10 protein-coding genes are annotated in these 14119 nt (G+C 36.2%); 5 read left to right on the plus strand and 5 right to left on the minus strand.

The window, feature by feature from the left end; genetic code table 11:
• The first annotated feature begins 78 nt into the window (after window positions 1-78).
• On the plus strand, window positions 79-648 hold the full coding sequence (locus tag QUH73_RS05380; RefSeq protein ID WP_289529431.1) for an RNA polymerase sigma factor: 570 nt from the start codon (window positions 79-81) through the stop codon (window positions 646-648).
• 65 nt (window positions 649-713) lie between these two features.
• Window positions 714-1121 carry a hypothetical protein gene (locus tag QUH73_RS05385; protein ID WP_289529432.1) on the plus strand — a complete coding sequence of 136 codons (408 nt, stop codon included), beginning with the start codon at window positions 714-716 and terminating at the stop codon, window positions 1119-1121.
• Window positions 1122-1191: 70 nt separating this feature from the next.
• On the opposite strand, the gene QUH73_RS05390 is transcribed toward QUH73_RS05385, so the two are convergent.
• A complete protein-coding gene (locus tag QUH73_RS05390; RefSeq protein WP_289529433.1) occupies window positions 1192-3414 on the minus strand; it encodes an amino acid permease in 2223 nt (740 codons plus the stop codon).
• Between the two features lie 200 nt (window positions 3415-3614).
• Between QUH73_RS05390 and QUH73_RS05395 the strand changes: the two genes are divergently transcribed.
• The 3 genes from QUH73_RS05395 (at window position 3615) to QUH73_RS05405 (ending at window position 7881) form a co-directional block, all read left to right on the plus strand.
• Window positions 3615-4439: an oxidoreductase gene (locus QUH73_RS05395; protein WP_289529434.1), complete on the plus strand. Its 825-nt coding sequence runs from the start codon at window positions 3615-3617 to the stop codon at window positions 4437-4439.
• Window positions 4440-4569: 130 nt separating this feature from the next.
• On the plus strand, window positions 4570-5640 hold the full coding sequence (locus tag QUH73_RS05400) for a lysylphosphatidylglycerol synthase transmembrane domain-containing protein (RefSeq protein WP_289529435.1): 1071 nt from the start codon (window positions 4570-4572) through the stop codon (window positions 5638-5640).
• Window positions 5641-6006: 366 nt separating this feature from the next.
• Window positions 6007-7881, plus strand: coding sequence for a DUF4114 domain-containing protein (locus QUH73_RS05405; protein ID WP_289529436.1), 1875 nt, complete (start codon window positions 6007-6009; stop codon window positions 7879-7881).
• 50 nt (window positions 7882-7931) lie between these two features.
• Here the strand turns inward: QUH73_RS05405 and QUH73_RS05410 are convergent, their stop codons facing one another.
• The 4 genes from QUH73_RS05410 to QUH73_RS05425 all read right to left on the minus strand — a co-directional run bounded on the left by QUH73_RS05410 (window position 7932) and on the right by QUH73_RS05425 (window position 14107).
• A complete protein-coding gene (locus QUH73_RS05410) occupies window positions 7932-8909 on the minus strand; it encodes a hypothetical protein (protein WP_289529437.1) in 978 nt (325 codons plus the stop codon).
• A gap of 88 nt (window positions 8910-8997) precedes the next feature.
• Complete coding sequence (purD, locus tag QUH73_RS05415) at window positions 8998-10269, minus strand: phosphoribosylamine--glycine ligase (protein ID WP_289529438.1); 1272 nt, start codon at window positions 10267-10269, stop codon at window positions 8998-9000.
• 158 nt (window positions 10270-10427) lie between these two features.
• Window positions 10428-11045 carry a polysaccharide deacetylase family protein gene (locus tag QUH73_RS05420; RefSeq protein WP_289529439.1) on the minus strand — a complete coding sequence of 206 codons (618 nt, stop codon included), beginning with the start codon at window positions 11043-11045 and terminating at the stop codon, window positions 10428-10430.
• Window positions 11045-14107 (minus strand): glycosyltransferase family 117 protein, encoded by a 3063-nt coding sequence (locus QUH73_RS05425; protein ID WP_289529440.1) that lies wholly within the window; start codon window positions 14105-14107, stop codon window positions 11045-11047. Before QUH73_RS05425 ends, QUH73_RS05420 begins: the two co-directional genes overlap by 1 nt.
• Between the last annotated feature and the right edge of the window lie 12 nt (window positions 14108-14119).

A 14119-nucleotide genomic window follows, 5' to 3' on the forward strand; every position in this document is an offset into this window, starting at 1 on the left:
TTAATGAAGTAACGCTAAAGAATAAAAAAATATTGAAAAAAATACAAGCCAACCAAAACAAACTCTCAACACTCTGATATGCAGAGAGAAAACCACAGCAAGACCAGCGACGAAGAACTTATTCGTATGATCATTCATGAGAATAAAACAAGCCTTTTTGAACTCCTGTATCTTCGGTACTTCAATAAAGTAATGGACAAATGCTACAGTTTCATTAAAGACAAACAACAGGCTGAAGATTTCGCCAACGATATTTTGTCCAAAGCCTACGAAAAACTGGCTGGCTTTAAAGGAAATTCGTCCTTTTCATCATGGCTGTACTCCATTACCTATAATTACTCTATCGATTATCTGAGATTACAAAAAAAACTGCATTACCCAAACTGGAACAAACGAAATGAAATACCTGATATTATCGACGAATCTGAAGCAGACCTGGAAGATTTCAACTACGAAAATCTGTTGGCAATTTTGGAAATGATTCATCCTGAAGAAAAGGCCTTGCTGTTAATGAAATATCAGGACAACCTTTCCGGAAAACTAATCGGCCAAACTCTGAGAATAACCGAAGATGCGGTGAAAATGAGACTTAAACGAGCAAGAACAAGAGTTATCTATCTTTATAAAAAAACATATCCTAAAGAATAGAAAATTCCGTTACTATTTTGGCAGTTCCCGTCAAAATGAGACAATTAAATTAACAGTTAAAAATAATGGATTTTAAAAACTTATTCCGCAAAATATTTAACGATTCGCAGGAATCATTAACCCCGCAGGCTATAATAAACACCTTCAACAATCAATTCGATTCACCATTAAATACCGAATGGCATAAAACAGATCAATTTTACGAGGCTATTTTTTACAAAAACGAATTGGAACATATTGCCGTTTATCGTGCAAACGGAACGTATGTATGTCTAAAAATCAATCTTCAGTTGGAATCGATCCCTGATACTATTTATCAGGCAATTAAATCACACGGCGAGGTTATGAATGCAATTAAAATTAATTATACGGACCTGCAAAATTTTGAACTTATTGTTCGTGATCAAAACCTTATCCGCTACTCTTTACTACTGAATGCTCATGGAGAAATTCTGGATAAAAAAATTGTTTAGCCCTAAAATTTAACTTAGTATTTATCGCACTCAGCAAGAATAGTTTCCAATACAATTGTTTGTTTTCTTGTTACTCGATAAGCTTTCTACTATTTGCATTGATAAAAAGAATATTCCCAAGTTTGTCGTATCCCTTAAAAAGTTCGGCCTTCTCGTGCTTAAGCGATTCACCTCTAAATCCAATTATTGTTATGCCTGCGTCGGCAGAGCGCTGATTAATAACTTCTTTCGATGATACATTTTCCTGTTCATGGATGATTTCAATATTAGAGGTAGTAATCGGTAGTCGGCCCGAAACAACCAAATCATCCAATTGCTTTCTGGTTTCATCGGCCTGCTCCTTTTTACAGATGTTGAATATCTTAATATCCGCCTTTTTCCAATCAGAATGACCTGCAATAATGAAACTAAGCAGAATCATTAAATTCGCATTATAAGTATCCGAAGATTTAATCCAGACATGGATATTGCTCTTGAAATCTAATGTTCGCGGAGAACTTCCCAAAATACAGAAATCAAAATTACCCGCACGTGCCAACGAATAATTATCAATGATCAAATTCAAACGATCAGGGTTTCCCTTATCATACTCGAATATCACCATATTATTTTCCATTCCTGCAACACCAGGCAACTGAATTGCTTGTGCAATAGCCGAAGTATAGGATGGAGAGATGATGGTATCAACGTAAACGTGATTCTCTATTTTATCAAAACTTTTAATTAATCGATCTAATTCTTCTTTTGATTGCTGATAAGTAGCTTTTGAATAATATCCCTCAATTCTATGTAAATACGTTCCAAACCCATATTTGTAGGATATCCAGTTCAAAAGTTTAAAAGCGGTATCTCTCTCAAAAGATTCTTTTGAGATACAAATAGCACTTGGTCTCCATTCCCGGGCTTTTCCTTTTCCTGTTTTCTGCAAAAATACCTGCATGTTTCTGTTTAGCTGATAAAGAGCATTTAGAAAGATTGACTCAATTCCATTCCTATTTCTATGATATCGGTTAATGAACAAATAAATTAGTGACATTACCGCTACGGCGGCAAAAGCATATAAAAAGCTAATCTTGAACATCACCCAAACCGATGTTACAAATCCTATCAGAGAGAATACCCACTTTGATTTAAAAGAAGGACGATAACTTGGCGATGATCCAAAATGATTTAGAAAAGATATCAGGCACAAAGATCCATAGGTTACCATAAAAAACATAGAAATAATTTGTGCAACAACATTCACATCTCCTAAAACAACAAATACCATTGCAATTATGCATGTAATTAATGACGCATTTATAGGTTCATTATCTGATTCCCTGCCTTTTGCCAACCATCGGTTTAACATTTTTGAGGGAAAAGAACGATCGGCCGATAGTGCTTGAAGAGTTCGTGGAGCCACCATTACTGAACCCAGCGCTGATGAAATGGTTGAAGCCGCAAGTCCTAAAGGAATAACCAGGCTTCCTCCAATGGCAATTTTTGCCATTATCAGCTGATTTTCCATCAAATCGGCACTACTGACTGAAAATGCCAGCTTGTAAACTACAAAGAAGTAAACAATCATTCCCAATAAAGTTGCAGTGCTGGTACCTAAAGGAATTGATTTAGATGGATTTTTAAGATCTCCCGACAGACCAACACCAGCAGTCATTCCGGTAAAGGCAGGAAATATAATTGCAAATACAATAAAAAACTGATCCGCATTTCTAAATTCTGCATTCGTTAAACCAAAATCTGAAACAGATGCATGATCGGTTGAACCGAAGAAAAACAGTACGAGTGAAACCATTAAAACAGCAACTACAAAATACAAAGCCTTTACCCCCAGATTGGCTCCTTTTTTCAGAATCAATATCGATAAAAAAAGCATTGCAGGCACACTAACTATCTGACGCGGAAACTCATACCCATAGGTACTGAAAGCCAAATTAAATAATGGTTCGAAGGCCTCAGTAAAAGCAATTACGTAAAATGCAACACTTATTGCCTGTGAGAAAAACAAGGCGATACCGATAGTCGCGCCAATGTTTAAACCAAACGAACGTGAAATAATAAAATACTCCCCACCACCTTCAACACGTTTATTTGTTGCCAACTCAGAAATAGCCATAGCCGTTGGTATTGTAACCAAATGCCCTAAAAGAATAATTAAAATCACTCCCCAAAAACCCAAACTTCCGACCGCAAAACCAAAGCGGAGAAATAAAATTGCGCCTAAAATGGTAGAAATTGCGGTAAAAAAGACAGGTGCTGTCCCAAATTTTTTAGTAGAAATAGTTGTGGGCATAGATTCGGTTGTAAAAGTTTGTGTACTAAAAATAGCAAAAAACTACCATTATAAATGTGTATGGTAAGCTGATAAAAGAAATAAAGTTAAGATCTTAGCAGGTATCGCCCCTATCCCATTGAAATAAACTCTGATTCTATGTATCTTTTGATATTTATAATGATGCACTATAAACATTAACAGGCATACGATTCATTTTCATGAAAGAAAAAATTGTTTTAATCACTGGAGCTTCTTCAGGAATAGGTGAAGCTTCCGCCTTGCTTTTTCTTAAAAAAGGATACACCGTATATGCAACAGCTCCTTCAACCATTGCTATGATAGATTTAGAGGAAAAAGGTGCACGAATTTTACAACTGGACATCACTAATTCTGAAAATTGCAGGCAAGTTGTAAATCGCATATATAAAGAATCCAAACACATTGACATTTTAGTGAATAATTCAGGATTTGGTCTTTATGGTGCAATTGAAGATATTTCGCTGGAGGATGCCCGCCAACAATTCGAGGTAAATCTTTTTGGTTTGATACAGTTGACTCAGATGGTTCTGCCCCAAATGAGAGCAAATTGTGAAGGAAAAATTATTAACATTAGCTCCATTCTTGGGAGAATGACACTACCAATGGGAGGATGGTATCATGCTTCAAAATATGCATTGGAAGGAATTTCTGATTGCCTGCGCCAAGAAGTAAAATCATTTGGAATAAAAGTAATCCTAATTAATCCCGGTGTTATTGAATCAGATTGGGCAAATATCGCCTTATCTAAGGCAAAAGAAAATTCAAAAAATTCAGTTTATGGCACAATAACTATCCAACTTGAAAATCTTCTTATAAAATCGAGTAAAATTCAAGTAAAAGCAGAAAAAGCTGCAGAGGTAATTGTGAAAGCGAGCCTTTCAAACAATCCAAAAATAAGATATATTGTACCAACACATGCAAAACTAATTTGGTTCCTCAGAAAAGTAATCAGTGAAAAAAGTTTTGATTATTTTAAGGAAAAACTATTTAAATTTCATTCTTAAGATGGGATATAAATGATCCTAATTTAAAATTTCTTCATCTCAATTTTAGAATATTTTAACAAATTCTTCATTAAAATTTGATCAAACAAACTCTTTAATTCCGTAAGTTTAACATCCTTAAGTGTTAAAAATGAACAGAAACCAACCTGACAATCAAAAAAAATTACTCAACGGGATTCGTCCAAGTAGAATTGTGTACCCGATTCTGATTGGCGTTGCTGCTGTTGTATACATGTTGATAAATGAGGTTGATGGCAAAACTCTTTCCCTAATTGAATTTTCGTGGTATTCGTTTTTTTGGCTTTGTGTTGCATTAATCATGATGATTGTTCGCGATTTAGGTTACATGGCTCGTTTGCGGATACTTACTGACAATACATTTTCGTGGGTCAAGGCATTTCGTATTATTATGCTGTGGGAATTTACATCGGCAATAACTCCTTCGGCAATAGGGGGTACATCTGTTGCAATTTTGTATCTTAATAAGGAAGGCTTAAAAGTTGGGAAAAGTTCGGCAGTAGTAATGTCCACTTCTTTTCTCGACGAGCTATATTTTATTCTCATGTTCCCAATCCTGATTTTATTTTTGAATATCAACCAGTTATTCATGATGGATATTCAGGAACATTCTATTTGGCGGGATTCTCTTTTGTATTTTGCTTTAGTTGGCTACCTGGTAAAAACGGGTTATTTTATTGTTTTAACTTATGGTTTATTTTGGAATCCAAGAGGATTAAAGTGGTTGTTACTTTGGATATTCAAACTTCCTGTTCTTAGAAAATGGAAACAAGGAGCAAATAAGGCAGGCACCGACATAATTGAAAGTTCAAAAGAACTGCGTAGAAAACCGTTCTGGTTTTGGTTTAAGGCATTCATAGCAACCTTTTGTTCCTGGACCGCCAGATATTGGGTCGTAAATGTAATTCTTCTTGCATTCATGTTTCAAGGATACAGCATTACAGAACATATCATGATATTTGCAAGGCAATTAGTCATGTGGATCATGATGCTTGTCAGTCCAACTCCGGGCGGAAGTGGATTTTCGGAATGGGTATTCACAAAATATTTAGGTGAATTTCTTCCATCGGCAGGAGTTGCTGCAACCATGGCATTAATTTGGCGGCTAATTTCATACTACCCCTACCTCCTAATTGGAGTCTTTATTCTTCCTAAATGGATCAAAAAGCATTTTAAAAAATAGATGCAGCTCGTGTTTCAACATGTTTTTGCATTCGAAATAACTTCGGAGAATATCAAATCAAATAGATAACAATAAACCGCAAATTATCGTATACCCCGTATTAATTAACTCGGAAAACAAGAATAACCTAACATTTCAAAGGGATTCAGACAGCATTCACCTATTGATTGAACATAGATAGCATCGTGATTATCAATAGATAAAACATCATTCTGAACAAGTTTTTATAATTATTCACCTATGAAAAGAAGCAATTCATCAAATCTTTAGGACGCTTAACAATAATTAAACTTATCATTTAAAACAAACAACGTAACTTAGCAACAGTAAACTAAATTTGCAATTCAATAAAAATAAAAAATAGTTATGAGAAAATATCTACTAGTAATGATTGGGCTTTTCATAATTGTTTCTTCTTGCTCGGACAATAATGATGACAATCAGCAAACCGATCAAAAGAAAACAATTCAAGAAGGCATTTCCATCAACAACAATCCTGCAGATCTCTCCAGCAGGGTTAAAACAATGAATAATTTAGTTCTTATCAACAATCTTCCTGCTGGAACTACAAAAGAAGGAACTACAGGAATTGAAATTGATTTGACTAAAAACTATGCCTTCAAATTAAAAGCTGAAGTTAAAGCTCCTAAAGTAAATGGAGATACAGTTCAAGCTACTCACGTCAAAATTATCGACAACATGGCATTTGTTTCCTATAATACAAAAGGAAGTAAATATAGTGGTGGTGTTGAATTATTTGACATTTCGGATCAGGACAATCCCGTATTACAAGCTCAGGCATTATTTCCAGATGTTGATGTTAGTGCAGTGGATTATTATGATGGTGTAATTTATCTGGTAGGTGCAGTGGATCCGGAAAGTGCTGGTTATGTTCTTGCATCTCCTGCTGTTTTAATTAGTTTGGAGTTAAGTAATTCCAAAAAAATTATGGCTGTTTCAGGACTGGTTGATCTTCCTTCTTATGTTGCTACAGATGTTGAAATTGATGAAAATTACATTTATGCAACTAGTGGATCTGATGGAAAATTAAGCATTCTTAAGCGCAGCGACTACTCTTTAGTAACTGGAATTGATATTAATGATGCCAGATCTTTAAGTAGTAATGCTGAAAACATTTATGTCCTTAATGCAACCAATGAAAAAATACAGTCTTTCAAAAAAGCTGATTTTACAGAGTTAGAAGCAATTGAAGTTCAAGGACCGATTACAGATGAGTCGAAAACTGAAATTGATGTTACCGACAACTATATCCTTGCAGCATTGAACGTATCAGGATTAGATATTCGTAATTTGGACGGAACTTTAAAAGAGCGCTTTAATCGCCCTGAAACTCCTGAAGGTGGTCTTGATGAGGACTACGTGACCAACTCGGTATGTTTAAATGAAGAACTATTGCTAATTGGTAATGGTGGTGCTGGTGTATACGTTGGCGCTATGATTCCTGAAAATGATAATAATGTTACTCTGTTAGGAAGTATGGATTTTGGTTCATCTGTGAATTTTGTTGAATCGAGAGGAAACTACATTTTTGTTGCTGCCGGAACCGGTGGACTTAAAATTATTACCATTGAAATGGACGAAGGTGTACCGGATGATATCATTCCAACAAAACCTTGCGAGACACTTGTTGAAAATATTAAAGCAATGTTTCTTGAAAATAAGGATAACCGCGCCGCGAATTCTGAATTATTCTCAGATGAGAACAACTTGATTCTAAAATTAACTAAAGAATCTCCTGTTTATCTAACTTTCGTTGATGAAGGCGCCGGATGGAAAAATTCATTGGCATACTACACCTACAATAGTGAAAATCCTCCTGCAAGTGCTGACGAAATAGAACTTCACATGCTTTTCCCTAACGCTTCGAAAGAAGGATCAGGAGGAGGATTAAAAGCTGGAGATCGTGTTCAGTTAGGTGATGCTCCTTTTGCACAAAACACAGTAATTGGATTTTGCTTAATTGCTCAAGGTTGGAAAAATGGTACTACCGTTGATGGTGTTTATCGTCATTACACCAATATTGAATGGAACAAAGACAAAACACAACAACATGTATTGTTCAAAGAGCAAAACTGTAAAGATATCGTATTGTGTTTCGAAGATATTCAACTACCTGGTGGAGACAAAGATTTTAACGACATTATTTTCACGGTTAATGATAACGAGGAAGATGCCAATATCGCGACTGCATTCGACATGACAAATATTGTAGAAAAATAAAATCGAACTTAATTATCTGGAGTGCCATTTCTTAGGAGGTGGCACTTTTTTTATCCAATAAAGTGGATGAGAATACTTGAGATCACAAGAATATAAAACAAAAGCTCTCCAATCCAAGAGTGTTTTTGCAATACAAAATAGTGGCTTGCAATGTAGGTTACCGGAATAATACTGATAAAGTACTGTTCAACACCAGCACCTTTAAAAAACACAAAGCTAAGAGCCGAAACTAGAAAGAAACTCAACAAAATAATAAAATATTTACGCGAACTAATTTTTTTTTCTTCATAAACATTCAACATGTACAAAGAAGAGAGAATAACCAAAAAACCGAGTATTCCCCAGTATGAATATTGGAAAATTGATACAAACCCTAAATTATTTTTAAATGAGAAGAGATTACTAATTGTTTTTAAGAATTCTGCTAAATTATCGTTCCAAATGTACCAAGCAGCAACAAAAAAAATGGGAGCAATAAAGCCTGTTAATCCCGCCAGAATTTCCTTACCTCGCAAATATCCTAAAACCGCAAGAGCCATCCAAAACCAAAAGATATATACTCCTGCAAACAAATAGAACAGACTTGCCAAGCCTACTAAAAACCCGGCATCGAAAGAGTTGAAAAGAGTTGCAGTTCCCTGATAAATTTTAAATACCCGATCTACAGAAAGAAATAATAAAAATGCGGCAAATAATGAAGGATGCATGCCACCTAATGAGACAGTTCCCGTGGCAATAAGAGCAAATACGAATGCAGGCAAATCTGTTCGTTGCCGAATAAAAATATACTGTTCATTTAAACGCACCATTCCGTAAGCGATCAATATTAGAAGCAGACAGGCAATCAGACTTAGAACGAAATTATTACCTCCTGTAAAGAATAACAACAATTCATACAATGGCATTTGGTTCTGTCCTGCCGTTAAGGATTCCGAATGCAGTAACGTACCCATCCAAAGCAACACGATAATAACCGGCATTAGTATCAGTAAAATAGAATGGCGTCCTTTAATTGTCTTTAAGAGCATGAATTTAAGCTTTTAGCGAACAAGCAGTACAAAATAAACTACCACTCAATTTTCAGATAAAAAAAGAGCAGTAGTTTTTATAAATCAATTATTTTAAATCGAAACCGATATCTTTTCTGTAATATTTCCCTTCAAAATTGATCAATTCAGCATTTTTGAAGGACATATCCAAGGCCGACTGCATAGTATCACCATATGAGCTTACCGAAATAACACGACCTCCGTTAGTCACAACATCATTACCCGAAAAAGTTGTTCCCGCATGAAATACGATACTTCCTTCCACCTCATCCAATCTGGTAATGGATTTGCCTTTTTCATATGCCTCAGGATAACCTCCTGCAACCAACATCACAGTAGTTACTGTTCTGTCATCCATTTCGAAATGTACTTTATCCAATTCCTGTTTCGAAACAGCTTCCATCAATTCCAGTAAATCTGATTTGATTCTTGGAATGATTACCTCTGTTTCCGGATCACCCATTCGAACATTGTATTCGATTACATAAGGATCTCCGCCAATGTTCATCAATCCAATGAAAATAAAACCTTTGTAAGGGATATTATCTTTCTGAAGACCTTCAATTGTTGGAACAATTACACGATCTTCTACTTTTTGCATGAAATCTGCAGTTGCAAAAGGAACCGGAGAAATTGCGCCCATACCTCCTGTATTTAAACCGGTATCTCCTACTCCAATTCGCTTATAATCCTTTGCCTCGGCAAGCGTTTTATAATTTTTGCCATCGGTTAACACAAACACCGACAACTCGATGCCTGACAAAAACTCTTCAATCACAACAGTACTGCTTGCGTCGCCAAACATTCCATCGATCATCTCTTTTAGAGATTGTTTTGCCTCCTCTAAATCAGAAATGATTAAAACACCTTTTCCAGCAGCAAGACCATCTGCTTTTAATACATACGGAGCTTTTAAGCTTTCCAGAAAAACTAAACCTTCCTCTAAATTTTCAGAAGTGATACTTTTATATTTTGCGGTAGGAATATTATGTCGGAACATAAATTCTTTTGAAAAATCTTTGCTTCCTTCTAATTGAGCACCTAATTTTTCCGGGCCAATTACTGGAATACTCTTGATGGCTTCATCGGCAAGAAAGAAATCATGAATTCCATTTACCAATGGATCTTCCGGACCAACAACGACCATGTTAATTCCTTTTTCAAGAACAAAATCTTTTATTTTTGTAAAATCGTTAGGATTAATATCTATGTTTTCTGCAATTGCTGCAGTTCCGGCATTTCCCGGAGCAACATACAATTTTTCCAATTTTTCGCTTTGAACAAATTTCCATGCAAATGCATGCTCACGGCCTCCGGAACCCAAAAGAAGTACTTTCATCTAATAGTATTAATTAGCAACCACTCCCAATTTGCTATCTGCAAACGGGAATTATCAAATGGTTTTGGTTATAAAATGGTATTAATAGTTTGATCGAGAGCAAATTTACGTATTCAATTGCAGTTTACCTGATGGAAAAGAAATGTTTTTTTGATTTCTTACTGGCAAACATCAAACTCGTAGCCCCGAAGCTTCAATTCATCAATCAACCGAGGCACTGCAAAACGCATATTCGCCTCCGTTTTCAAATGATTGTGGAATAATATAATGGATCCGGGACGAACCTTTTTAAGAACATCATTCAAGCACTCTTCCGGGCTTATATCCTTCCGGTAATCACCGCTCAAAACATCCCACATAATAATTTTATATTCTGGGAGTAAGTGTTTTGCCTGAGACTTTTTTATCTGACCATAAGGTGGCCGAAATAATTTGGAATCTATTAAATCCGAAGCCATAATCACATTCTCGATATACAGTTGTGTATCAGCAGACCAGCCTCTTAAGTGATTGTACGTATGGTTTCCTACTGAATGACCTGCATGAATAATTTCTTGAAACAATTCTGGATATTTATGAACATTCTCGCCTACGCAGAAAAAGGTAGCTTTCACATTCTTCTCCTTCAACATATTCAATGTCCACAAAGTAGATTCCGGAATGGGTCCATCATCGAATGTCAGATAAACCTTTTTTACTCCGGAATTGTATCGCCATGTAAAGTCCGGAAATAAGATCCTGAATATCCCCGGCGCCCTCATCCATCTCAACTTCATCATCCCTTTTTATAGCTTTCTAATAATCTTTTAAATTCCAATTCAATTTTCCGATTCAATCCCTTCTGATCGTACTGATTTGTAATGCGATACAACTCCTGCAACAAAGCCAAATTCCTGCTCTTTAACCGAGGGAATTCGGAAGTAGAAACCGGAGTTAGGGTCATATAATAATCCAATTCCTGTACCAATCGGTTTAATATGGTTTGAATCATCTGATTGCCTTTTTCATCCTCCGCTGCACGATAGTAGGACTGGGCCATAAGAATGGCTAAATAATCGAAGGGTACTTTCTCATTAGGCACCAATTCGATGCATTTGTCAAGCACCTGAACTGCAGAATCTCTTTTTCCCTCATCCAATAAACTTTCTGATAGCCGCAGAAAATTATTCCTCATATTAGTACACAAGCGGGAAGTCGTTTCATCGATATAAACATCCGGATGGTTCATATTTCCCCATTTAAACTTATTCATCAAATTGGTATACATTACATCTGTATTTACACCACCAATCTGCATTTCCTCATTTTCAAATTTGATAGGCACCAGTCGATAGGCAAAACCCTCCAAGCGAAAATAGTCTTCTAATCCATAATATCCGCTCGACGGCACTGTTATGGAAAAATAAACAGGTCGCTTCCAATTGTTTTGCACCAACATGTCGTAAAGAATCAAACCACCTTTATCTATGTAGTTTGTTTTCACTTCCCATTCCATTTGATTCACAATTTTTGCAGAATCTTTTTCTGGAAGAGTATTGGTCTTTACGACTTGCTCCTTATCAATTACAAGGCGAAATTTATTTGCCGGGAAATGATCAATCCGCTCATCGTATCCGTATATTTTTTTTGTACTTTCCTTTTCACTCGCAACATATTCTATCGCGTCTTTCAGATCCAATCCTCCATTTTTCTCAACATAAGCCTTCAAACGCGGATCATCAAGAACATAAACAACATCGCGCTTACCCGCCAGATATTTTTCTTTAGTAAGAGAAATTGGTAAAGGATCGGAATCATAGTTCTTTTGTTTCATCTGATCGATGTACCAATCGGCAGTTAAATACATCAAATTACAAACGCGAACATCAGTTCGAACACCTTCCACCTCCTGCAAATACCACAAAGGGAAAGTATCATTATCACCCATCGTAAATAAGATTGCGTTTGGCTCGCAGGAATTCAGATAATCGTAAGCCAAATCTCTTGCCACATATCGATCCGATCGATCATGATCGTCCCAATTTTGTTGCGCCAACAAAGCAGGAACTGCCAAAAAGCAAAGAGTGAATGCTATAGGAATAGCGACTTTATCTTTTCGAAGCACTTTTTTAGAAACCTGAAGTACTGCAAGAAATCCTAAGCCTATCCAAATGGCAAAGGCATAAAATGATCCAACATAAGCATAATCCCTTTCCCGAGGTTGCAATGGAGGTTGATTCAGATACACAACAATGGCTAATCCGGTTAATAAAAACAGCAAAAAAATGACAAGGAAATCTTTCTTTCCATTAGTACTTTTTTTGTACTGATAAAGTAATCCTGCCAAGCCTAACAAAAGCGGTAAAAAGTAATACTTGTTGCTCCCCTTATTTTTAGTCATATGCTCAGGTCTCAGACTCTGATCACCCAAACGATAATTATCTACGAATGGAATTCCGGAAATCCAGTTTCCATCAACAACACCACTATAGGACTGCCGGTCGGATTGACGACCGGAAAAATTCCACATAAAGTAGCGGATGTACATGTAATTAACCTGATAGCTAAAAAAGAAGTCCATATTCTGTGCAAAGCTCGGTTTTGTTTTCTGATCAGCCTTGAGCCCTGTCCATTTGGCATATTCTTCGGGATTCCTACCTGTCATTCCCTTGGTGTACATTCTAGGGAACACTGTTTTATAAGAACTACTATAGTTTGGTTTCTTTGGCGTGTAAGAAACTACATATTTCCCGTCTTTTTTAATGTAAACATCTTTGCCATCTACATAACTCTCCTTTTCATCATACGGAGCATTGAAATATTCGCCATACACCAAAGGATTATCGCCATACTGCTCTCTGTTTAAATAATAAAGTAAAGAAAACAGATCCTCCGGATTATTCTGATCCAAACCAGGATTTGCCGCCGAACGAATCATGATCAGCGAATAAGACGAATACCCAATTAGAACAACTGTTAGCGCAGTAAGTAATGTATTCAAGACCACTTTACCATGAGAAACAGTATATCTAATGCCCCAAACAAGAGCCGAAATCAGTAAAAGAATAAAAATATAAGCGCCTGAATTAAATGGCAGGCCAATTACATTCACAAAGAATAAATCGAAAGCAAAAGCCACTTTCACCACACCTGGAATGATAACATACATTGCACCACCCAAAAGAAGCAAAGCAACACCCAATGCCTTTAAAATTCCATTTCTGCTTGGTTCGTTCTTCTTAAAATAGTAAACCATTACAATAGCTGGAATTGCCAATAAATTCAGAAGATGAACACCAATAGACAAACCCATTAGGTATGCAATTAAAATCAACCACCTGTTTGCATAAGCCTTGCCTTCTTCGTTTTCCCATTTTAAAACGCACCAGAAAACAACTGCAGTAAACAGTGAAGATGTAGCATAAACTTCTCCTTCAACAGCTGAAAACCAAAAAGTATCAGAAAAAGCGTAAGCCATGGCTCCAATAAATCCGCTTCCAATAATTGTCCATATCTGAGATCCCGATATTTCTTCACCTGTAACAATAAGTTTCTTTGCCAAATGGGTGATTGTCCAGAATAAAAACAGAATGGTAAAAGCGCTTGCCAAACCAGACATGGAATTTATCATGAGAGCAACATTTTCGGTACCCGAAGCAAACAAGGAGAAAAAACGAGCCAACAGCAGAAAAAATGGTGCTCCCGGAGCGTGTCCAATTTCTAATTTATAAGCGGAAGTTATAAATTCTCCGCAATCCCAAAAACTAACTGTAGGTTCAAGGGTTAAAAAATAAACAACAGCAGCTATTGCAAATGATATCCATCCGACAATAATATTTGTTTTTTGGTACTTACTCATATATTATCAAAA

Origin of the sequence: Labilibaculum sp. K2S, from assembly GCF_030372765.1 — a bacterium.
Taxonomy (GTDB): domain Bacteria; phylum Bacteroidota; class Bacteroidia; order Bacteroidales; family Marinifilaceae; genus Labilibaculum.